General features: G+C 57.3%; 14 protein-coding genes, 1 tRNA gene and 2 pseudogenes. 14 read left to right on the top strand and 3 right to left on the bottom strand.

Translation table 11 applies throughout. The features are described 5' to 3' along the window. Positions 1 to 122: 122 nt before the first annotated feature. Positions 123 to 1,061 carry a DNA ligase gene (locus KUF54_RS05935; protein WP_219345730.1) on the top strand — a complete coding sequence of 313 codons (939 nt, stop codon included), beginning with the start codon at positions 123 to 125 and terminating at the stop codon, positions 1,059 to 1,061. Between the two features lie 190 nt (positions 1,062 to 1,251). Here the strand turns inward: KUF54_RS05935 and KUF54_RS05930 are convergent, their stop codons facing one another. Next, positions 1,252 to 1,707 carry a VanZ family protein gene (locus tag KUF54_RS05930; RefSeq protein WP_219345729.1) on the bottom strand — a complete coding sequence of 152 codons (456 nt, stop codon included), beginning with the start codon at positions 1,705 to 1,707 and terminating at the stop codon, positions 1,252 to 1,254. Positions 1,708 to 1,792: 85 nt separating this feature from the next. Continuing rightward, complete coding sequence (locus KUF54_RS05925) at positions 1,793 to 4,318, bottom strand: arginine/lysine/ornithine decarboxylase (protein WP_219345728.1); 2,526 nt, start codon at positions 4,316 to 4,318, stop codon at positions 1,793 to 1,795. A gap of 137 nt (positions 4,319 to 4,455) precedes the next feature. Here KUF54_RS05925 and KUF54_RS05920 point away from each other — a divergent pair, with 137 nt between their 5' ends. The 12 genes and pseudogenes from KUF54_RS05920 (at position 4,456) to kdpB (ending at position 20,319) form a co-directional block, all read left to right on the top strand. After that, the gene (locus KUF54_RS05920; RefSeq protein WP_219345727.1) at positions 4,456 to 4,881 is read left to right on the top strand and encodes an NfeD family protein; all 426 of its coding nucleotides are present in this window, start codon (positions 4,456 to 4,458) and stop codon (positions 4,879 to 4,881) included. Positions 4,882 to 4,970: 89 nt separating this feature from the next. Further along, positions 4,971 to 5,891, top strand: coding sequence for an SPFH domain-containing protein (locus KUF54_RS05915; RefSeq protein ID WP_219345726.1), 921 nt, complete (start codon positions 4,971 to 4,973; stop codon positions 5,889 to 5,891). Between the two features lie 90 nt (positions 5,892 to 5,981). After that, a tRNA-Ser gene (locus KUF54_RS05910) sits at positions 5,982 to 6,072 on the top strand. A 95-nt stretch (positions 6,073 to 6,167) separates the two neighbouring features. Then, positions 6,168 to 8,168 carry a site-specific integrase gene (locus tag KUF54_RS05905; RefSeq protein ID WP_219345725.1) on the top strand — a complete coding sequence of 667 codons (2,001 nt, stop codon included), beginning with the start codon at positions 6,168 to 6,170 and terminating at the stop codon, positions 8,166 to 8,168. Positions 8,169 to 8,764: 596 nt separating this feature from the next. Continuing rightward, a pseudogene (locus KUF54_RS17375) lies at positions 8,765 to 8,994 on the top strand (hypothetical protein); the annotation flags it as partial. A 6-nt stretch (positions 8,995 to 9,000) separates the two neighbouring features. Further along, entirely contained in the window at positions 9,001 to 11,643 is a 2,643-nt protein-coding gene (locus tag KUF54_RS05900) for an AAA family ATPase (protein WP_219345724.1), read from the top strand. 18 nt (positions 11,644 to 11,661) lie between these two features. After that, positions 11,662 to 13,932, top strand: a complete 2,271-nt coding sequence (locus tag KUF54_RS05895) for a hypothetical protein (RefSeq protein ID WP_219345723.1) — start codon at positions 11,662 to 11,664, stop codon at positions 13,930 to 13,932. 294 nt (positions 13,933 to 14,226) lie between these two features. Beyond that, a pseudogene (locus tag KUF54_RS05890) lies at positions 14,227 to 14,943 on the top strand (type 1 glutamine amidotransferase); the annotation flags it as partial. A 370-nt stretch (positions 14,944 to 15,313) separates the two neighbouring features. Beyond that, the gene (gene kdpF, locus KUF54_RS05885) at positions 15,314 to 15,412 is read left to right on the top strand and encodes a K(+)-transporting ATPase subunit F (protein ID WP_219345721.1); all 99 of its coding nucleotides are present in this window, start codon (positions 15,314 to 15,316) and stop codon (positions 15,410 to 15,412) included. 268 nt (positions 15,413 to 15,680) lie between these two features. After that, the gene (gene kdpA / locus KUF54_RS05880; protein ID WP_219345720.1) at positions 15,681 to 17,387 is read left to right on the top strand and encodes a potassium-transporting ATPase subunit KdpA; all 1,707 of its coding nucleotides are present in this window, start codon (positions 15,681 to 15,683) and stop codon (positions 17,385 to 17,387) included. 100 nt (positions 17,388 to 17,487) lie between these two features. Further along, on the top strand, positions 17,488 to 18,216 hold the full coding sequence (gene kdpC, locus KUF54_RS05875; RefSeq protein ID WP_219345719.1) for a potassium-transporting ATPase subunit KdpC: 729 nt from the start codon (positions 17,488 to 17,490) through the stop codon (positions 18,214 to 18,216). 3 nt (positions 18,217 to 18,219) lie between these two features. Further along, positions 18,220 to 20,319 carry a potassium-transporting ATPase subunit KdpB gene (gene kdpB / locus KUF54_RS05870; RefSeq protein ID WP_219345718.1) on the top strand — a complete coding sequence of 700 codons (2,100 nt, stop codon included), beginning with the start codon at positions 18,220 to 18,222 and terminating at the stop codon, positions 20,317 to 20,319. Positions 20,320 to 20,551: 232 nt separating this feature from the next. Here kdpB and KUF54_RS05865 read toward each other — a convergent pair whose 3' ends face one another. Then, entirely contained in the window at positions 20,552 to 20,770 is a 219-nt protein-coding gene (locus tag KUF54_RS05865; RefSeq protein ID WP_219345717.1) for a hypothetical protein, read from the bottom strand. On the opposite strand from KUF54_RS05865, the gene KUF54_RS05860 reads away from it, so the two are divergent. After that, entirely contained in the window at positions 20,769 to 21,662 is an 894-nt protein-coding gene (locus tag KUF54_RS05860) for a TorF family putative porin (protein WP_255576326.1), read from the top strand. The two genes, KUF54_RS05865 and KUF54_RS05860, sit on opposite strands and share 2 nt — an antisense overlap. Positions 21,663 to 21,689 lie beyond the last annotated feature (27 nt).

Below are 21,689 nucleotides of genomic sequence, written 5' to 3'. Positions count from 1 at the left end.
ACCGCCAAAAGTCCTTATTCTGTATTGACTAGACGCTATCTTTTTTATATCAATACAGCAGTTTCATAGACAACGCACGCTGGCAGCTCTAGCATGGGCCGCTTGACCATGAGGAGATCGCCATGCCGCTGTCGCTACTCAAATTTCCATCCTGGTTTTTGCACGCTCTGATATGTGCCGGTTTTTGGCTGAGCGCCCCGCTCCAAGCTCAAACAGCAGTGCAAACCACTGCGCAAAAAACTGCACCAATAGCAACGCAAGCACCCTCACTCATGCTGGCCCACATCTGGCGCAACGGCCTGCCACTGCAGGACTACTGGATCAGCGAAAAGCTCGATGGCGTGCGCGGCTACTGGAATGGCCTGCAACTCATCAGCCGCAGCGGACAGGTGATTGCAGCGCCCAGCTGGTTTACCCAAGGCTGGCCTGCCACGCCCATGGGTGGCGAGCTCTGGGCCGGACGCGGCCAGTTCTCGCACGCCCAGTCCACCACTGCACAGACCCAGCCCAGCGATGCGGCTTGGCAACGCATGCAGTTCATGGTGTTTGACCTGCCAGCTGCCCCCGGCAGTTTTGACGAACGCCTGCCACTGCTCAAACAAACCGTGGCCCACATCAACCAGACTTGGGTGCAGATGGTGGCCCAGCAAAAACTAAGCAGCGATGCGCAACTGCAAACCTTGCTGAATCAAGTCGTAAAAGCTGGCGGTGAAGGTCTGATGCTGCACAAAGGCAGCGCGCCCTATCGCAGTGGCCGCAGCGACGATCTGCTCAAGCTCAAACCGTTTGACGACGCCGAAGCCAAAGTCATTGGCTACAAGAGCGGACGCGGCCAGTGGCAGGGCATGACGGGGGCGCTCATCGTGCAGAACCCACAAGGGCTGCAATTTGCGCTGGGCTCGGGCCTGAATGCTGAGCAGCGCAAAAACCCGCCGCCGCTGGGCAGCTGGGTTACTTATCGCTATCAAGGTCTGCATGAAAAAAGCGGCCTGCCGCGATTTGCTCGCTTTATGCGGATGCGCGATGAACCCGGCTTTCAGCCTGAGGCAATCACGCGCTAAATTCAAAATCCATAGCTGCTTGCCGTTGATGCTAATGAATTAGAGGCACTTTCGGCTCAAAATTTACCAGCTGAGCGCCTGAATCGATTCACGGGACTGGACTGCCCTCAAACTGAAGTCATGCGACAGCGCCCCCTCAAGTGATTGGATTTCTAAAGGTTTATAGGGAAAAACCATTTACAGACAAGCACTAAGCGCTATCTTTTTTAAAGAGTAGCCCCCGCAATGATTGCCAGAACAACACTGCCAATGCCGCCCCTGTGGTGTTAGCCAGCGCATCCAGCCACTCAGCGCCGCGCGTGGTGGTAAAGCCCGCCTGCAGCAGCTCAATGACGCCGCCATAGCTGGCGCAAATTAGCACCACAGCTAGCGCCGCACGCCCTGACCAGCGCGATTGCTCAGCATGGGCACGCGCCCAGGCCGTACTCCACAGCAGACTGGCCAGTACGCCATGCAGCCCCGCGTGCACCAGTTTGTCCGTGTACTCAAAGCCACGCAAAAACGGCAACAGTCGAAGAATCAGCCCACCGCTAGTTCCGGTTTCATTCAGACAACCCCACAAAACAAACAAGGCCCAGCACAGGCTGAGCCAAGCCAAAACTTTCCAAAGGCGCGCTGCACGTGCTGATTGAGAGAGTGAATGCATAGGCAAAAATATAAAAAAGCCCGAAGTGCGAACACCCGGGCTTTTGATAGAAAGCAGGTTTTACAACCCGCCCGTGAACTGAAGCTTAAACCGCTTTCTTGGCAGTCTTCACTGCTTTGACAGGCTTTGCAGCCGTTTTAACTGCGGCTTTGACCGCTGGCTTGGCAGCCGCTTTTTTAGCAGGTGCCTTAACAGTAGGTTTTACAGCAGCCTTTGCAGCGGGCTTAGCAGCAACTTTCTTGGCTGCAGGCTTTTTCGCCGCCACCGCTTTTTTCGCAGGCTCTGGCGTAAAGCTCGACTCTGCCACGCAGTCGGCGTAGTAGCGCACTTCACCGTCTTCACCTTCCAGCTCAACCAGACCGTGAATATCGGTCTCAAAGCCCGGAGCCATCTTGGCAAATTCGCGGGCGAACAGCAGATAGTCCACGATCTTCTTGTTGAAGACTTCACCAGGAATCAGCAAAGGAATGCCCGGCGGGTAAGGCGTGACCAGACCCACCGTGGTGCGACCGACCAAATGGTCGATTTCCACACGCTCGGTCTTGCGCTGGGCAATGTGGGCGTAGGCGTCCGAGGGTTTCATCGTGGGCTTGAGGTCCGAGAGGTACATCTCAGTCGTCAAGCGCGCAATGTCGTACTTGGCATACAGCTCGTGCACGTGCTGGCACAGGTCCTTCAGACCCATGCGCTCGTAGCGGCGGTACTTCTGCACAAACTCTGGCAGGATGCGCGCCAGCGGCTGGTTGCGGTCGTAATCGTCCTTGAACTGCTGCAGCGCAGTCAGCATGGTGTTCCAGCGACCCTTGGTGATGCCGATGGTGAACATGATGAAAAACGAGTACAGACCCGTCTTCTCCACCACCACGCCATGCTCGGCCAGATACTTGGTGACGATGGACGCGGGAATACCGATGTCGTCAAAGTCGCCATCCAGATCCAGACCCGGCGTGACGATGGTGGAGTTGATCGGGTCCAGCATGTTAAAGCCATCGGCCAGATCGCCAAAGCCGTGCCAGTTGTCGAACTCCTTGCCGTTCTTGCCGTTCTTGGCTTTAGCCTTGTGCTTGCGCGAGGAGTCGGGGCCGCGAATGATCCAGTCTTGAGCCGAGCCCACGCCTTCTTCGGCCAAGGCTTCAGGGCCCCAGACTTCGAACCACCAGTCGTCGTCACCAAACTCATCGTCCACCTTGCGCATGGCGCGGCGGAAGTTCAGCGCTTCCAGAATGGATTCTTCTACCAGCGCGGTGCCGCCGGGCGGCTCCATCATGGCAGCGGCCACGTCGCAGCTGGCAATGATGCTGTACTGCGGGCTGGTCGAGGTGTGCATCAGGTACGCCTCGTTGAACAGCGGGTGGTCCAGCTTTTCGGTCTGCGAATCCTGCACCAGCACATGCGAGGCCTGGCTGATACCGGCCAGCAACTTGTGAATGGACTGGGTCGCGTACACCACCGAATGCACGGGGCGCTTACGCTTCTTGCCCATGGCGTGGTAGCTGCCATAGAAGGGGTGGAAGGCCGCGTGCGGCAGCCATGCCTCATCAAAGTGCAGGTTGGCCACATAGCCATCCAGCATGCCCTTGATGGTTTCTGTGTTGTACAGAACACCGTCGTAAGTGGACTGCGTCAGCGTCAACACACGTGGCTTGACGGACTTGGCATCCACGCCCTTGAGCAGCGGGTTGGCAGCGATCTTGGCCTGAATGGACTCGATCGAGAACTCGCTTTGCGGAATAGGGCCAATGATGCCGAAGTGGTTGCGTGTGGGCTTCAAGAACACCGGAATCGCACCCGTCATGATGATGGAGTGCAGGATGGACTTGTGGCAGTTGCGATCCACTACCACCACGTCGCCCGGCGCCACAGTGTGGTGCCAAACGATCTTGTTGGACGTCGATGTGCCATTGGTCACAAAGTAGCAGTGGTCGGCATTGAAAATCCGCGCAGCGTTGCGCTCGCTCTCGCCAATTGCCCCGTTGTGATCTAGCAGCTGGCCCAGCTCTTCCACGGCATTGCACACGTCGGCGCGCAGCATGTTCTCACCATAGAACTGGTGGTACATCTGGCCCACGGGGCTCTTCAGAAACGCCACGCCACCGGAGTGGCCAGGGCAGTGCCAGCTGTAGGAGCCATCTTCGGCGTAATCCAGCAGCGCCTTGAAGAACGGAGGTTGCACGCCCTCCAGATAGCCCTTGGCTTCACGGATGATGTGCTTGGCCACAAATTCGGGGGTGTCCTCGAACATGTGGATGAAGCCGTGCAGTTCGCGCAGAATGTCATTAGGCAGGTGGCGACTGGTCTTAGTCTCACCGTAGATGTAGATGGGCACATCTTCATTCTTGCGTCGCACTTCACCAATAAAGCTGCGCAGACTGTGAATGATGGGATCTTTGTCGCTGCCGAGCTGGAATTCCTCGTCGTCAATCGACAAAATAAAGGCACTGGCGCGGCTTTGCTGCTGAGCAAACTGCGAGAGGTCACCGTAGCTGGTCACGCCCAGAACTTCAAAACCCTCTTCTTCAATAGCTTGAGCAAGGGCGCGAATACCCAGCCCCGAGGTGTTCTCGGAACGGTAATCTTCGTCAATGATGACGATGGGAAAGCGAAATTTCATGGACAGCCTCCGTACCAATCAGGCCTAAAAAACGAAACAGCCGCGAAGTGTAAGGAATATCCTTATCGCGGCTTTGAATGCGGGTGTTTTTAACCCAGAATGTGGTGCATACAAGCCACAAATAGAGGAGTTCAGGTATGGATCATTCCACCGCATGGTGGTTGCTTGCAGGTTTACTGGTCATTGCTGAATTATTGACCGGTACTTTTTACCTCCTCATGCTGGCACTAGCCGCCGTCGTTGGCGCACTGTGCGCCCACTTTGGTCAAGGCAGCAGCACGCAGATTGTGGCAGCTGCCATTTTGGGCTCTGCAGCAGTATTTATCTGCTACCTGCTGCGCAAACGCAGCCCACGCAAGCAGCCAGCATCCAGCAATCGCGATGTCAACATGGATGTGGGCGAAACCGTTCTTGTAGAGCAATGGAACCCCGACGGCACAGCCCAAGTACGCTACCGAGGCGCCGCCTGGACCGTGATGTGCCGCCCCGGAACCTTGGCTATGCCCGGCCCCCACCGCGTGACCGAAGTGATTGGCAACCGCCTTCTAGTTGACAAAGTTTGAGCATTTTTCAGCCTTGGCATGACTATGCTGTGCGCTGAAAAGCTTCCCCCTCTTCCTCATCACAACGCCCCATAAGGGCTGGAGACAATATGGATTACGCAGTTCCTCTCGCCATTGCCATCATTGCTGTTATTTTTATCGTGCGTTCGATCAAGGTCGTGCCCCAGCAACACGCATGGGTCAAAGAGCGTTTGGGCAAGTACGCAGGCACCCTCACCCCGGGCCTGAATTTTCTAATTCCTTTTGTCGATCGCGTTGCCTACAAACACAGCCTCAAAGAAATCCCTCTGGATGTGCCTAGCCAAGTCTGTATTACACGCGACAACACGCAGCTGACGGTGGACGGTATTCTGTACTTTCAGGTTACCGACCCGATGCGCGCCAGCTACGGTTCATCTAACTACATCATGGCCGTGACCCAGCTGGCACAGACCTCACTGCGCAGCGTGATCGGTAAGTTGGAGCTGGACAAAACCTTTGAAGAGCGCGACATGATCAACGCACAAGTGGTCAACGCTATTGATGAAGCGGCGTTGAACTGGGGCGTGAAGGTTCTGCGCTATGAAATCAAGGACTTGACACCCCCTGCTGAGATTTTGCGCTCCATGCAGGCCCAAATCACCGCCGAGCGTGAAAAACGCGCCTTGATCGCCGCCTCTGAAGGCCGCCGCCAAGAACAAATCAACATTGCCACCGGCGAGCGCGAAGCGTTTATTGCCCGCTCTGAAGGTGAAAAACAAGCGGCCATCAACAAAGCACAAGGTGAAGCCAACGCCATCACTACTGTGGCTGAAGCGACAGGCCAAGCGCTAGAACGTGTAGCTACCGCCATTCGCCAGCCCGGTGGCGAGCAAGCCGTCCAGCTTAAAGTGGCCGAAAGTGCTGTGGAGGCCTATAGCAAAGTGGCCGCTGACTCCAACACCACGCTGGTTGTCCCCGCCAACATGTCCGAAGTCTCGGGTTTGATTGCATCCGCTATGAAGATGATGCAAGTGGGAAAGAGCAGCTAATTTCGGCCAACGAATGAAAGTGTAGAAAATAACTTGCTGCACTTTCATTTTGAGGTCGGAATTTCTGGTTAGAATAACGACATCAAACACGGAGCGGTGGATGAGTGGTTTAAGTCGCACGCCTGGAAAGCGTGTGTGGGTTAATAGCCCACCGCGGGTTCGAATCCCGCCTGCTCCGCCAAAATTGCAAAAAGGCCTTGATTTTCAAGGCCTTTTTTGTTTTTTCAGAAAAGGCTTAGGAAAACTTCTGGGACATACGTCCAACAGGAGCACTCTATGCCTACTGAAGGAAGTCTCGCCTCTGCCTCTATTTTTTTGAGTTCAGCTCTCAAAATTGAGCCGTTCACCATCGAAGATGTCGATGCATCCGCTGTCGCAGATTTGCCCGTTGGCGAGCATTTGCCAGACTACGAGCAGCATCTTCATCAAATCGACAATTCTTGGCGAGCTGGAGGCACGCACCTCAGCCGAAGTCACTCCGGCCTCTGGTACATGCGCTTTAAAGTGCCTGAGGCCATTCGCGCCGCCTACCCGGATCTCCCCAAGGAATTGCGCCGTTCCACCAAAACGCGCCATAAAATCCACGCGCTCGCGATTTCTCGAAAAATGTGTCTAGACTTCCTGATCAGGCACAGAATTTCGGAGACGCGCATGGGTCAGCCTGATCAATCGAGACAAGAGCAAGCACAAACACTGCAGCCGCAGTATTCGTTTACCGTGATCAACGGCACGGTGCAGCTGCATTTTTCAGGCAGCCCTGCTCTGGAAACTTTGCAAGAAGCCACCCGCTGCCTTCAAGCACTGCAAAGCGCCTTGGCCGCAAATGATCCAAGCTTTGCGCTGAAGCCTGCCCCCACGCCTAGCCCTGCTGCGCCACTTTCTTCTGAAACCCCTCAGATTCTCGACAAAGGCGCAAACGAAGAGTTTCTAACAAAACCGGTTTCTGCTGAGACTCCCCCCTGCTCTTCCTCCAGTGATCCTTCCGCTCATGAGCACAGCACTCAATCTGTATGCGGGACAGAAACTCCACACTGGCTATCTGACGCCATCGACCGCTGGCATGGCAATGGTGCGCATACGTTCACAGCCAACACATGGAAGCATTCTTACGCCCCTTCGTTTCGAATCTTGCGAGAGATCATGGGTGCCGAGCGGCGCCATCGGATTCTGGAGGACGGCAGCGTCCAAGCCGATCTGCTGGATATTCGCATGAGCGACATTACTGATCGGCATATTCATAACTTGCTCGATTGCCTAAAACAATTGCCGCCCAATCAGGGCAGCAATACCGCCGTTGTCGAAGCCCTGAACCGCATACAGCAGCGCCAGCGTAAAAGGCAGCCCCTACCCAGCGCCAGCAGTGTAGAAAAAAAGTTAGGCCATCTTCTGCCCTTCTTTCGCTACGCCAAAGAAGCTAAGTGGATTCAGCCAGATGTACTGGATGCAATGCACCTCATTCAGCGCACGGCTTCTGCCCAATTAAGTAAAGCGCTACGCAAAAAAGGGGGCAAAGCGGGCTATGTTGCGCTCTCCAAGACCGAACTGACTCGCTTGTTCAGCCACGAAGCGCTCACCCAAGACAGCCACCGTAATCCCTGGAAATTCTGGGTGCCCCTACTGTGCCTGCATCAAGGCGTCCGGGTCTCAGAAGCATCTCAGCTGTACACCAATGACATCCAATGCATTGATGGCATCCCTTGCATTTCGGTCATTGAAGACACGCAAGATGAAGCGAGCGACCGCTCAACGAGACCACATGCCAAGTCCAGTGAGGAATACCGGCGTCTCAAGACCCTGTCCTCAAGACGCGTCGTTCCTCTGCACCCGCAACTAATCGAGCTGGGGTTCCTGCAGTTTGTGGAGCAAATCCAGCAGAGGAATCCCAGAAGGGCCACTCATCTCTTTGCGAACCTGCCATGGGATGAGAAAAGCATGTTCGGGCGCAAACCGGCTCGCTTCATCATTGAGCTACTGAAAGAGCTGCAAATTCATACCCCACGCAGCAAGGTTGCGCACTCACTGCGTTCGAACTTCAACCAGGAATTGCAGCGCACCATGATCCCTAGCGCCCTCATCTCTCGTATGTTGGGTCACTCCACCCGGCAAACCAAAGATGAACACTACAACGAAGCCGACTACGGGCCGGCATTGCCTTTTGCTGAAATCCTGCCCTACCTGAACAAAATGGACTTTGCTCTCACGCTTCCGAGCTGGGAGGAACTCATGCGTAGAAGATCTGCTCAGCGACTGGCGAAGCAATACAGTACCCTGCTTTGAAGTAGATCTTTTGACTGCCATGTGTGCCATGTGTGCCATGGACTAAAGCTTGAAGCAGGTATGCATAGACCTTTATATATGGCAGCTTTAGGCTGGTTGCTGACGCTCAGTTGAAGAGCTCAGACGGCGGCTGTGCACACAAAGCTGCCCCTCGACGCCGGAGCGAGCCGGTGAGCTCTTGTAATCCCAGTGCCTGAGTGTCGTGGCAATCCTCCTGCATACTGATGAGCCTTGTTTCAGGGCCGCGCGCTTGGGGGTCTCAGGTTATCTACACACGTTCGCCCGGCGCTAAGGCGCCACACACTCGTTTGTCATGCACTTCGCCTGGGCAACGCCATGGCGGACTACACAGTGTCGCCGCACCAGGCTGAAAAGGTGATTGGATACTGGACTTGTGTATCATTTTGTATCTTTAAAAGAGTAAACAGGCTTGAAACATGGGAGAGGCTGTGAGTCGACTTGATCTTGGGATAGTGGGTTGCGAGCAACTGGCCGCGGTACTGGGCGTCGTAACCGACTCGGACGTCAAGGCGGCGGCGGAGCTGAACCCGGCGCCTCGCTCAGAGCAGGGCAGAGGCGACGTCGCGACTGATCCTGAGGCGCTCGCGGAAGCTTGTCGCCCTTTGCTAGGCTACGCCAGCGGGGTGCGGTCGGCTATGGGTTCATTGCTGACAAGTTCGATTCCATGGGTGGGCTCGGTCCGACATGCGTGCGTCGCTTCGTGGAGGATACGCAGGTGCTCCGGGCTGCGCTTCCAGAGCAGTGGCAGCGGGATGCCTTCGGAAAGGTTCATGCCTGGTTGCGCGCACTCGAGTTGAGGAGTTAAAACACAATGACACAGCTGACGTTCAATATCTTTGACTCCTTGTCCGCTTGGGGCACGACACTTCCCACCTGGCAGTATTTCTTGCTGAGCAAATTGGTGGAGGACATTGAACTGTCCGATGCCGTGCTCGATGAGGTTTTCTCGGAGTATCTGATTGACCAGAACCTGGCTGGCCCCGATGCGGCCCGCGTTGCTTGGAATCCGGTGCTTCCTCAGTTCAAACCGGGTGCTCCTGCCGTGGTCAGTACCCTGACGAAGATGACCGGTGTCTCAGGCGTCAACGCGCTGGCCGCAGGTGAAACGCTTAACTTTGGTCCCAAGCTCACGGTGATCTACGGACCCAACGGGGCTGGCAAGTCTGGTTATGCACGGGTGCTGAAATCCGCGTGCTTTACGCGATCGAAGGATGTCGGGATCCTGGGCGATGTGAAGCTTGGGAAGAGCAAGCAGCCAAAGCCAACTGCGAAGTTCTCATTCGACGATGGTTCGACCGTGGACTTCGTTCATCAGGAACCCTTCCAGCGAATGCGCGATGGCTTCGCTGTCTTCGACTCGACTTGCGTTCGCGTGCACCTGGACGGCCGCAACGCTTTCCAGGTCATGCCGTATCTGTTTGATGTCTTCCCGCGCATGGTGGCGGCATTCACCGGACTGCAGACCAAACTCCGTGACCAGATCACGCAGCGCACCCACGCCGCCGACAAATATGCCATCCAAAACAGCACATCCGAAGTCGCGACAGCTCTCTCTGCCCTCACTGCAAAGACGGATCTGGCGCGGCTGCAAGAACTTGCGGTGTATGGTGAAGCCGAAGCTGCCCGGCTCTCGGCGATCGAACAACAACTGGTCGAATTGCGCACCTCGGACCCGAAAGAGATCGTCAAGAGAAACGAACAGCGCATTGCCGACCTGAAGGCTGTTCATACGTCCATCGGTGCCCTGACGCAGGCGATCCAACCGGTGCTCGTGCAAGGCATCGCTGCGACGGCGTCGCGGATAACGGCGCTGGTGGAACAAGGCGCGGCGCTGTCGGCCGCCCGTTTCGGCGGTGAGCCGGTTCAACCTGTCGGAACCCGTGCGTGGCTGGATTTGCTGGCCGCTGCGATTGCATACGGCGAGGAAGCTTATCCAGGAGCTCCATTTCCGTCCCAGACGGATGGAGCCCGCTGCGTGTTGTGTCAACAGACCCTGGATGCCGACAGCGCGGATCGCCTGACTAAGTTCTACCAAACGGCCACTAGCGATGTGGAGGCTCAGCTTGCCGTCACGAGGAGCACCCTCAAATCGCACAACGTTGCGCTAGGCAAGGTAGGACTGTCTTTCTTTGGCGAGGAAAGTGCCGCGCGGCGCACCGTGCAAGAACTCGATGCGGTCCTGGCGGCGGAGATCATCGGGTATATTGAGGGCTTCCGTTCCATTGTTGGCGTGTTGAGCGAAGCGGTGGCAAAGGAGACGGATCCGGCGCTGTCGCTGCTCGCATATGACACCGTCTCGGACCGGGTGTCCGCGCTGGTAGATCGCCTCGCTCAAGACAACGGAAAGCTTCAGCAGAGCGATCCTCAGGTATTAATTGATGCGCTGCTTCTGGAACTGCAACTACTCAAGGACCGACAGTGGCTGGCCGACCACTACATTGCCGTGGCAGAAGCGGTCGAAGACCAGAACTGGGTGCTGAAAGCGAATGCATGCCTTCGCAGTCTGCCAACCATCCAGCGCGATGTCACGAGCAAGCAGAAGGCTCTGGCCAAGGAACTCGTTGCACAAGGTTTCATCGCGCGATTCACCGAGAACTGTACCGCGCTTGGGTTGACACTGCCGGTGCAATTCAAGTTTGCCGGCGAGGCTGGGACTACGGACAGGAAGATCGAAATTGCCAATGCCGGGATGGCCGGAGTTGATCCTTCGCAAGTGCTTAGTGAGGGAGAGCAGACGGCTGCGGCACTGGCCGACTTTCTAACAGAGGTGGAGCTCAACGGTGCTTGTGCGGGGGTGATCTTCGACGATCCAGTAACGTCGATGGATCACGTGCGCAAGGAGTCGATCGCGCAGCGGCTGGTGACCGAAGCCAATCGTAGGCAGGTGGTTGTCTTCACACACGACATCATGTTCACAAACTATCTCGCGGCGGCTGCTAAGGAGAAAGGGGTGGCATTCGCTGGGCGCACAGTATGGCGCGATGACGCCAATTCGCCTGGGGCGATCGATCGGCTGGCCTTTCCGTACGAACACTATGAAGGGGCTGCGCATGAACGGGCCAAGGGGCACTACGAGACGGCACTGACCTTGGCTGGTGACCCGCAGCGGGACGCCATGGAAAAGGCCTGTGGCAGTCTGCGCACTGCCTATGAGGACTTCATCCAGAAGACGCTGTTCAACAACGTGGTGCGGCGTTGGCGTGAGAACATCACGTTCACACTGAATAAGGTGTACTTCGACGAAGCGATCGCGGCGCGCATTCATGATCGAATGGCTGCTTTATCGCGCTACATCGACGCACATTCCCACTCGCAAGACTTCCATGAGGTGCCCCTCACCACTGATTTGATCAAGAGCGAGTTGGCCCATTTCGATGCCATCAAGTCGGACTACAAGAGAGCTCGTTCGGCTTGGGAGAAGGCGAAGCCGAATGCCACCAGTGTCTTCAGCTGAGTAGTTCCTGGAAGGTGCTTGAACACGTATGACCTGCACAGGCTGGGATGGAACAGCTTCCAGCAGCTTTGTCTCACCATCGCCCGCGAAGTTCTCGGACAGACGGTGCAGTCGTTCCTGGATTCGAACGATGCAGGGCGCGATGGTGCCTTCGCGGGAAGCTGGAACCCGTCGTCAGGACAGCACTTCAGCGGCAACTTCGTCATCCAATGCAAGTTCTCCAGCAAGGCCGGAAGCCTGCTGACGAAGTCCGGCATCGCGGATGAAATTCCTAAAGTCCGAAGGCTCGTGTCCGATGGACTTTGTGATGTCTACATTCTGATGACGAACGCTGGCGTGTCCGCGAAGCAGGAGGCACAACTCAAGGCTGCGCTGAGTGGCGTCGGCGTGAGGGATGTGCTGATATGCGGGTCCACCTGGATCGAGGACCAGATCAGGGAGAACACTCGGCTGCGGATGCTCGTGCCCCGCGTGTACGGCTTGGGCGATCTGAGTCAGATTTTGGACGAGCGTGCCTATGCCCAGGCTCGCGCCGTCCTTGAATCGCTGCGTGACGATCTTGCCAAGGTCGTCGTCACGGAATCCTACCGAAAAGCCGTCAATGCACTCGACGAGCATGGGTTCGTCTTGCTGATCGGTGAGCCTGCTGCAGGCAAGACGACGATCGCCTCGATGCTTGCGATGGCCGCCGCCGACAAATGGAAGTCGTCGGTTCTCAAACTGGCCGACCCGGCCAAAGTCGTGGAACGTTGGAATGTCGACGAACTTTCGCAGTTCTTCTGGATCGATGACGCATTCGGTGTGACTCAGTACGAATCACCGTTGGTGCATGGCTGGAACCACTCTCTGGCGCAGGTCAGAACGATGCTGCGCCGTGGAGCCAAGATCGTCATGACGTCCAGAGACTACATCTACAACCGAGCCCGCCAGGATCTCAAGGAAAGCGCATTTCCTCTGCTCAGCGAGAGCCAGGTTGTGATCGATGTGCATGACCTGTCCGACTTAGAGAAGCAGCAGATTCTTTACAACCACCTCAAGCTGGGCAAGCAGACCGCCGAGTTCCGCGCCACCATCCATCCTCACCTGGAGTACATGGCGGCGCATCCGCGTTTCATTCCGGAGACCGCACGACGCATCGCAGACCCCTTGTTCACGAACGATCTCTACCTGAGCAAATACCATTTGGGTGCATTCGTGGAAAAGAGGGAACAGCTTCTGCTCGAAGTGATCCAGGGGCTGGACGCGAGCAGCAAGGCAGCGCTGGGCCTGATCTACATGAGAAAGGACTATCTTGAAAGTCCCATCATGCTGCAAGGCTCAGAGCCTCATGCCATTGATCGTCTGGGCAGCACGTTGGGGGAGTGTATTAAGGCGCTCGATGCACTCAATGGCAGTCTCGTGACGCACATGCATATCGATGACCAGCTGGTATGGCGGTTCAAGCACCCGACAATCGGCGACGCCTACGCGACGACCCTCGCTTTCAGTCCGGATCTGCTTGGAGTCTTTCTCAGCGGCAGCTCCATCGAGAATCTTCTGTCTCAAATCACATGTGGGAACGTCGGTATCGAGAAGGCCGTCATTGTTCCCAAGTCGCTGTTTCCGACCATGATCGAGCGTCTGAGGAATTTCTCGGCCAGCAATCAGTACAAGGTTGAGTGGATGTCCTCGTGGGGCGCTCGTTGGACACTCTATCGCTTTCTCGCAAATCGCTGCTCAAAGGATTTTCTGGCAGCCTATCTTAAGCAATCGCCAGATGTCTTGCAGCGCGTGGCCAAGCCGGGCCTGAGCCTCAGTGCCGTTCCCGAGGTCGATCTTGCCGTGCGATTGCATGAATTTGGTCTTCTTCCTGAGGAAGTTCGCAAGGCGTTCATTGAGGCGGTGAGCACTTATGCAGTAGAGGGCCAAGATTTGTATGCGCTAGACGATGCTGGTGTACGGAGTGTGTTCCAGGACAGCGAGTTTGACGAACTGGTGGAAATGGTCAGAGCGGATTTGATCCCAAAGCTGGCGGATGTCCGACTCAGTGCACAGAGCAACCACTCATCTTCTGATTCGCCGGATGAGCACATGCTGGGAATCCTCGAATCGTTCGGCACACTCAAGAAGCGGTTTGGCGAAGACGAACAACTGGGAAAGCTCATTGACAGGGAAATCGATCTCGTGAACGAATGGATCTCCGAGACAGAGCCACCGGAGCCGAAGGTGGGGCCAAGGGCTCTGGGAGCCGTGGAGCATTTAGATGAGAGGCGCGGCACGAGAAGCATCTTTGACGATATTGCTGATTAACGCTTCTGAATCGACCAGCCTTTCCTAGAAGGTTTCAGATCTCGGACAACTACCTTTTCAGTTTGCGAAATGACCGATCCTAGGCATAGAGCAGTCATTCATGTCGAAGAGTTGAGCGGCAGCTAGCGCTGCAAAGCCGAAGTTGGTGCTCAGATGTGGGTGACGTCGCAATAAAAGTCCACATTCTTAAGATCCACTTAATGTTTTGACTGCGATCTTTATACGAGCTTAATTTCAGCACTTATAGATTCCGTACATCGCAATTACGGGCTTGCAGGCCAAGCCCTTTGATGTATGAAACCTATCGCCATTCTCCAGCACGAAAACACCCAAGGCCCCGGCGTGTTGGGAGAGTATTTGCAGCAACAAAACATCGCCTTTGAGGTCATCACCCCCTGTCTTGACGCCCACACCCCCGTGCGCGCAGCAGATTACCGAGGCCTTGTCGTGCTGGGCAGTAACCACTGCGCCAACGAGCAGCTGCGCTGGATTGAGCAAGAGCGCTGCCTGCTACAAGATGCCTTGGTCCATGATGTGCCAGTGCTAGGCCACTGCTTTGGCGCACAAATGCTGGCCCGCGCCATGGGTGCGCGTGTGATGCGCAACCCCTGCGCCAATATTGGATGGAGCCGGGTGTGGGTGACACGGCCGGCGCAAACACTGCTGCAAGTGCCCAGCGAGATTACGCTGTTCAACTGGCATTACGACACCTTTGAAATTCCGCAAAAGGCTACGCGCAGCATGTTTGGCGCGTTTTGCCTGAACAAAGGCTTTTTTTACGGCCGAAACTGGGCATTTCAAGGCCACCTTGAAGTAACCGAGCACAGCGTGAAAGCGTGGTGCCATGAAGGCCACGAAGAATTGCGCCATGCGCACGGACCTGCGGCGCAGCACGAGGCACAAATTTTGGCTGAGCTGCCCCAACATATGGATGCGCTGCGTGAGACAGCGATAAATGTTTACAGCGCATGGGCCCGCCAGCTAGACCGCCCCGCCTTCTTCTCCTTGGGGGCATTACCCGCACAGTGGCCTATCACAGTGCCTGCGAACGCACCTGCCCCAACCAAGGCACAAGCGCAAGCCGCCGTGACTATTGCTCCCACCCTCCTGCGTCTTGGGGGGCAGCCCGCCTCCGACATCCCGAACCACGCCGTCGCAGCGCTGCAATATCAGGCGCCACTGGCCGAGCAAACCAAGGTGATTTTGGCAAGGGTGGTGCATTAAGAGCGCCCACAGGCGCGCCATCTTGATGCCATCTTGATACGCAGCCCCTGATTCCATACACGGTATTGACGGCATCATTTTTATATTTCTTCACAAGCCAACAGCGTGTCATCAATGCGATGCACACGGCGTTGGATGCCTTAAGGGAGAAATAAAAATGTTACCCAGCCTCTGGATTGAAGCCTTAGCCGCCCTCACGGCGCTGGGGCTGTTTGCGTATTTGGGCTATGCGCTGCTGCGCCCTGAAAAGTTTTAAGGAGGCGACATGCACGCACTACAAGACTTGATTTTTGTCAGCCTCACCGTGGTCTGCTTTGTCGGACTGCTGGGCTTTGTTCGCGCCTTGGTGCGCATTTAAAAAACACCTCTCTTGACTTTAAAGACGCGCAAGAGGCCTGGCCCACAGGCCCAGCGCGCTTTGGCAGCGGGGAGGCTTTTGCTTGGTATGTCGACCGATGTGGGCAACGGTGCAGTGTCCGCCCCATCTCAGTTGCCAGCGCAAAAGATGCATCGGAGAAATTGGTATGTGGTTACCTTGGATGGAATTTGCCGTAGTCCTCACGGTCGTCGCGCTGCTAACCGTGCCCATGGGGCAATGGCTGGCACGCTGCTTTACCAGCGAGCACCATACGTGGCTTGAGCGTATGACTTATGGCGCCATTGGCATCAACCCGCAAGAGCGCATGGGGTGGCAGCATTACGGCATAGCGCTGGTGCTGTCCAACGCTGTGATGATGCTGCTAGGCTATCTGATCTTGCGCATGCAATGCGGGCTGCCACTTAACCCATTGGATTTGGCCGCTCAAACTCCAGATTTGGCGTTCAACACCGCCGCGTCGTTCATCACCAACACCAACTGGCAGTCGTATGGTGGTGAATCCAGCCTGAGCAATGCCACGCAAATGGCCGCCATCACCTATTTGATGTTTGCTGGTGCCACCACCGGTGTGGCAGTGGGTGCCGGCTTTGTGCGCGGCTTGGCGCGCTCTAGTAGCCAAGACGTGGGCAACTACTGGGTAGATTTTGTGCGCGTGCTGTGGCGCGTGCTGCTGCCGCTGTCTTTGGTGATGGCACTGGTGTATGTATGGCAAGGCATTCCGCAAACTCTGAGCACCGAGGCCATTGCCACCACACTGGAAGGCGCCCAGCAGCAACTGATGATGGGCCCCGTGGCCAGCTTTGAAAGCATCAAGCATTTAGGCACCAACGGCGGCGGCTTTTTCAGCATGAATGCGGCCCACCCGTTTGAGAACCCCACACCGCTGACCAATGTGCTGCACATCCTGTCGATGCTATTGATTCCTGCGGGCATGACCTATGCCTTTGGCTCCATGCTGCTGCGCCGCCGCCAAGGCTGGGTGCTGTTTGGCGCTTGCATGGTGATGTTTGTTGGCTTTTTGAGCCTGGTGTTCGTTGCCGAGCAAGGCGGCAGTGCCTTGCTTGAGCGCACCGGCGCAGACCAGCAATGGAGTCAAACCCAGCCGGGCGGCAACATGGAAGGCAAAGAGTTGCGCTTTGGCATTGCTGATACCGCATTGTTTGTGACCACCACCACGGCGGCCACTACAGGTTCGGTTAATGCCATGCACGACTCGCTCACGCCGCTGGGGGGCATCACGCCCATGGCGCTGATGATGCTCAACTGCGTGTTTGGTGGTGATGGGGTTGGCCTGATCAACCTAATTCAGTACGCCATCCTGACGGTGTTTCTGGCCGGGATGATGATTGGCCGCACGCCGGAGTTTTTGGGCAAGAAGATCGAGGTGCGTGAGATGAAGCTCGTCATGCTCTCGGTGTTGGCCCATCCCATCTCCATTTTGGGCTTCACCGCGCTGGCCTCTTTGTGGCCCGACGCCGCCGCCAGCCTCAACAACCGAGGCCCGCACGGCTTCTCAGAAATTCTGTATGCCTACGCCTCGGCCACGGCCAACAACGGCTCGGCGTTTGCAGGTCTGAATGCCAACACGCCCTTCTTTAACACCACGATTGGCTTGGCCATGATCGCCGGGCGCTTTTTGACAATGCTGCCTTTGCTGGCACTGGCCGGTGGCATGGCTGCCAAAGCCACCGTGCCTGCTGGCCCCGGCACATTCCCCACGGCCACGCCGCTGTTCATGGGCCTGTTGGTGTTTGTCGTGCTGGTGGTGGGCGGCTTGACCTTTTTGCCCGCTTTAGCGCTAGGCCCAGTGATTGAGCATCTGCAAATGCTTATGGGACAGCTGTACGCCTAAGCCTGCGCAGCAGACACGCCCACGACATTCTCCCCATTCAGATCACACCCATTTTTGCCAAAGAAGCGGGGCCAGCGCGCCCCGCGTCACGGAGCAATCTATGAAAACCTCTCCCTCCTCTTTGTCTTCATCCTCCTCTATCTCAATACCCACCCCCCTTGCCGTGGTGCCTGATGTGACCTGCACTCCCCGCTCTTGGGGCCGGCTTTTGGGCAGCAGCGTGCGTGCCGCCGTACTGGTCATGCTGGTCACCGGCATTGCCTACCCACTGCTCACCACCGGCTTGGCGCAAGCCCTTTTTACGCATGCGGCCAACGGCAGCCTGATTGAGCAAAACGGCCGCATTGTGGGCTCGGCACTCATTGGTCAGCAGTTTGATGGCGCGACCTACTTTCACAGCCGACCCAGCGCCACCATGGGGCCTGACCCAGACAAGGAAGGCGCCAGCGTTAGTACGCCCTACAACGGCGGTGCATCCGGCGCCAGCAACCAAGGCGCAACCCATGAAGCCTTGGCCGCCACAGTGACTGAGCGCGTGGCGCAGTACCGCGCCGTCAATGGCTTGCCCGCTGATGCCAGCGTGCCAGTCGATGCCGTCACAGCCTCCGCCTCTGGGCTTGACCCCCATATCTCGGTGGCCAACGCCGCGCTGCAACTGCCGCGTGTGGCCCAAGCGCGCGGCCTGAGCCCTGAGCTTGTGCAACCGCTGCTAGACCAAGCCACCGTGCAGCGCACCGCGCTTTTGCTGGGTGAGCCCCGTGTGAATGTGCTGCAACTCAATCTGGCGCTCGATGCTTTCAAAGCACCTACCGCTGCAGCCAAGGAGTAAGCAATGAGTCTCAAAACAATGACAGCAGGCACTAGTCTGTGGGATGCGCAACTCATGCGCACCGCCTTGTGGGGTGCCGTAGGCAAGCTCTCGCCGCGCACGCAGTGGGCCAACCCGGTGATGTTTGTGGTGTATCTGGGCGCTATTTTGACCACCTTGCTGTGGTTGCAAAGCATGACCAGCGAAGGCTCCAAAGCCGGTTTTACGCTGGCTTTGGCGCTGTGGCTGTGGTTTACGGTGCTGTTTGCCAACTTTGCCGAAGCACTGGCTGAGGGCCGCAGCCGCGCCCAAGCGGCCAGCCTGCGCGGCATGAAGCGCGACACGGTGGCCAAGGTGCTGCAACAGCCTCGTTATGGCAGCTCATGGATTCCGGTGCGTGCCAGCGAATTGCGTAAGGGTGCCACGCTGCTGGTGGAGGCCGGCGATGTGATCGCGCTCGATGGCACGGTCATCGAAGGCGTGGCCTCGGTCGATGAAAGCGCCATCACGGGCGAGTCGGCCCCGGTGATCCGCGAAGCGGGCGGCGATTTTTCGTCGGTTACCGGAGGCACCCGCGTGCTGTCGGACTGGCTGGTGATGGAGATCACCGTCAACCCCGGCGAGTCATTTTTGGATCGCATGATCTCGATGGTCGAATCGGCCAAGCGCCAAAAAACCCCTAATGAATTGGCGCTGACCATTTTGCTGGTGGGCCTGACCTTGGTGTTCCTGCTGGTCATCGTCACGCTGTGGCCGTTCTCTGCCTTTGCCGTGGCACAGGCAGGCAGCGGCTCGGTTGTGAGCATTGCGGTGCTAGTGGCTTTGCTGGTGTGCTTGATTCCCACCACCATTGGCGGCTTGCTGTCGGCCATTGGCGTGGCGGGCATGAGCCGCATGATGCAGGCCAATGTGATCGCCACCTCAGGCCGCGCAGTGGAAGCTGCAGGCGATGTGGATGTGCTGTTGCTGGACAAAACCGGCACCATCACGCTGGGCAACCGGCAAGCCAGCGAGTTAATCCCTGCCCCCGGCGCGACCATCGCGCAACTGGCCGAGGCCGCGCAGCTTTCATCGCTGGCCGATGAGACACCCGAAGGCCGAAGTGTGGTGACACTGGCCCAAGAAAAGCATGGCCTACCTGAGCGCAAAGCGGCCGACATGACAACGAATTTGCAAGCCGAGTTCATAGCCTTTACCGCACAAACACGCATGAGCGGCGTGAACTTTGCCACGCCCCAAGGCCCACGCAGCCTGCGCAAGGGCGCTGCCGATGCGGTGCGCCAGCATGTGCAGTCGCTCGGTGGCAGCTTACCTGCTGCCGTGCAGCAGGCCGTCGACGGCGTGGCCCGCAAAGGCAGCACCCCGCTGGTGGTGGCCGACGGCGCCAAAGTCTTGGGTGTGATTGAGCTCAAAGATATCGTCAAACCCGGTATGCGCGAGCGCTTTGCTGAGCTGCGCCGCATGGGCATCCAAACGGTGATGGTCACAGGCGACAACTCCCTGACCGCCGCCGCCATTGCCGCCGAAGCCGGTGTGGACGACTACCTGGCCGAGGCCAAGCCCGAGGACAAGCTGCAACTGATCCGCAGCCACCAAGCCGCTGGCCGTTTAGTGGCCATGACAGGCGACGGCACCAACGATGCGCCTGCGCTGGCACAGGCCGATGTGGCCGTGGCCATGAACAGCGGCACACAAGCGGCCAAAGAAGCCGGCAACATGGTGGACTTGGACAGCAACCCCACCAAACTCATTGAAGTGGTGGAAACCGGCAAGCAAATGCTGATGACGCGTGGCGCGCTCACCACCTTCAGCATTGCCAATGATGTGGCGAAATACTTCGCCATCATTCCAGCCGCCTTTGTGGGCACCTACCCGCAGCTGGCGTCGCTGAACGTGATGCAGCTGCACAGTGCGGACTCGGCCATTTTGAGTGCCGTTATCTTCAACGCGATCATCATCATTGCGCTGGTGCCGCTGGCTTTGCGCGGCGTGCCGTACCGCGCCGTGGGCGCCGCCGTGCTGCTGCGGCGCAACCTGCTGATCTATGGGCTAGGCGGGCTGATCGTGCCGTTTGTGGGCATCAAGCTCATAGACATGCTGCTCGCTGCATTCGGTCTGGTCTAGCTCGGCGGATCACCAGCCGGATGGGTGGCTGCCTGAAAAGCGGCCACCTAAAAGGTACCTCACCTGAGACTTTGCGCTTTAGTTTTTCGCCATAGCGCTATGCCTTATCTGTACGTATTCACTCACCATCCTTCGTACTGTCTGTGGTGTGGCGCCTTGTCTCATCCCTAGCTGCGCGTTGGTGCAGTGGGTCTGCTGCCCAGTAGCCCCTAGACCTGCACTCCCGAGCTTCTTATTCCCTGTTCGTTTTGTCACCCCAGCGCGCAATGGCTGCGCGGGGCGGGAAAGCGTTTTTCTTTGTCACTGATCTCACTATGTCCTCGATCTCTACGTCAACGTCAACGTCAACGCCTACCTCGGCCACGTCCTCGATCACCTCTTCGGCTTTCTTACGCTCCATCCCCTCCAAGTTGAGCTTGCTAGGCTGCACACTGGCCACACCTTTTTTCATGCCCAATATGGCTCTGGCGCAGGCACAAAGCTCACCTGTAGCTACTTCTTCTGTAGCAGAAGTATTTTCTGCAGAGCAATTCACCCCAGTTGCTCAGGCAGACACGTCAGAGCAAGCCGCAGCGCCAATACTGGCGCCCACGCCCACGCCGTCACCGAAGGTATCAAAAAGCCCGCTCAGTGGTAGCTTGGCTTTGATGACCGATTACCGCTTTCGCGGCATTTCTCAAACTTGGCGCGGCGCGGCTCTGCAAGGCGGGGTGGAGATGGCTTTACCACATGGCCTGTATGTGGGAACGTGGCTGTCCAATGTCTCCACCAACAGCTATCCGCAAGGCCAAAGTTTGGAGCACGACATTTATGGCGGCTGGCGCGGCGAAGTGGCGCCCGACTGGCAACTGGACACCGGCTTGCTGCACTACCGCTACCCCGGTGCGCGCCTTGGCACTGCGCAAGGCGGCACTGAGCGCTTTGACACCACAGAGGCTTACGTAGGCGCCACCCTCGGTGGCTTCAGCGCTAAATGGTCGATCGCACTCACCCCCTATTTCGGTCTGCGTGACAGCACGGCAGGTTCTGCTTTTGCCAGCGCTTTAACCCCTGCAGGCAGCAGCCGTGGCAGCCAGTATCTGGATTGGAACTACCAGCAGGCGCTGGGCGACTGGGCCACACTGGGTGTGCATGCGGGCTATACCCATGTGCGCAATTACAGCGATGTCTCTTATGCCGATTGGCGCGTGTCTTTAGCCAAAACCTGGGGCATCTGGACGGCCTCTGCCGCATGGCTGGGCACATCGGCCGACGCCCACTATTACAGCGCCATGAATAGCCAAGGGCGCATGCGCAGCCTCGGTCGCAGCGGCTGGGTTTTTGGCCTGAGCGCCGCCTTTTGACCGCGTTGAACCACGCGAGAGTGATAC

Source organism: Comamonas sp. Y33R10-2 (assembly GCF_019355935.1).
Classification (GTDB): Bacteria; Pseudomonadota; Gammaproteobacteria; order Burkholderiales; family Burkholderiaceae_C; genus Comamonas.
Note: the sequence above shows the minus strand (reverse complement) of the source record. Positions and strands in the feature narration are given on the sequence as shown.

Excerpts from the sequence above, each read along its gene's own strand:
- KUF54_RS05860 (WP_255576326.1), top strand. The coding sequence starts at position 20,769 with ATGCCCAATATGGCTCTGGCGCAGGCACAAAGCTCACCTGTAGCTACT.
- KUF54_RS05905 (WP_219345725.1), top strand. The coding sequence starts at position 6,168 with ATGCCTACTGAAGGAAGTCTCGCCTCTGCCTCTATTTTTTTGAGTTCA.
- kdpA (WP_219345720.1), top strand. The coding sequence starts at position 15,681 with ATGTGGTTACCTTGGATGGAATTTGCCGTAGTCCTCACGGTCGTCGCG.
- kdpC (WP_219345719.1), top strand. The coding sequence starts at position 17,488 with ATGAAAACCTCTCCCTCCTCTTTGTCTTCATCCTCCTCTATCTCAATA.
- kdpF (WP_219345721.1), top strand. The coding sequence starts at position 15,314 with ATGTTACCCAGCCTCTGGATTGAAGCCTTAGCCGCCCTCACGGCGCTG.
- KUF54_RS05935 (WP_219345730.1), top strand. The coding sequence starts at position 123 with ATGCCGCTGTCGCTACTCAAATTTCCATCCTGGTTTTTGCACGCTCTG.
- KUF54_RS05865 (WP_219345717.1), bottom strand. The coding sequence starts at position 20,770 with ATGAAAAAAGGTGTGGCCAGTGTGCAGCCTAGCAAGCTCAACTTGGAG.
- KUF54_RS05920 (WP_219345727.1), top strand. The coding sequence starts at position 4,456 with ATGGATCATTCCACCGCATGGTGGTTGCTTGCAGGTTTACTGGTCATT.
- KUF54_RS05915 (WP_219345726.1), top strand. The coding sequence starts at position 4,971 with ATGGATTACGCAGTTCCTCTCGCCATTGCCATCATTGCTGTTATTTTT.
- KUF54_RS05925 (WP_219345728.1), bottom strand. The coding sequence starts at position 4,318 with ATGAAATTTCGCTTTCCCATCGTCATCATTGACGAAGATTACCGTTCC.
- KUF54_RS05930 (WP_219345729.1), bottom strand. The coding sequence starts at position 1,707 with ATGCATTCACTCTCTCAATCAGCACGTGCAGCGCGCCTTTGGAAAGTT.
- kdpB (WP_219345718.1), top strand. The coding sequence starts at position 18,220 with ATGAGTCTCAAAACAATGACAGCAGGCACTAGTCTGTGGGATGCGCAA.
- KUF54_RS05900 (WP_219345724.1), top strand. The coding sequence starts at position 9,001 with ATGACACAGCTGACGTTCAATATCTTTGACTCCTTGTCCGCTTGGGGC.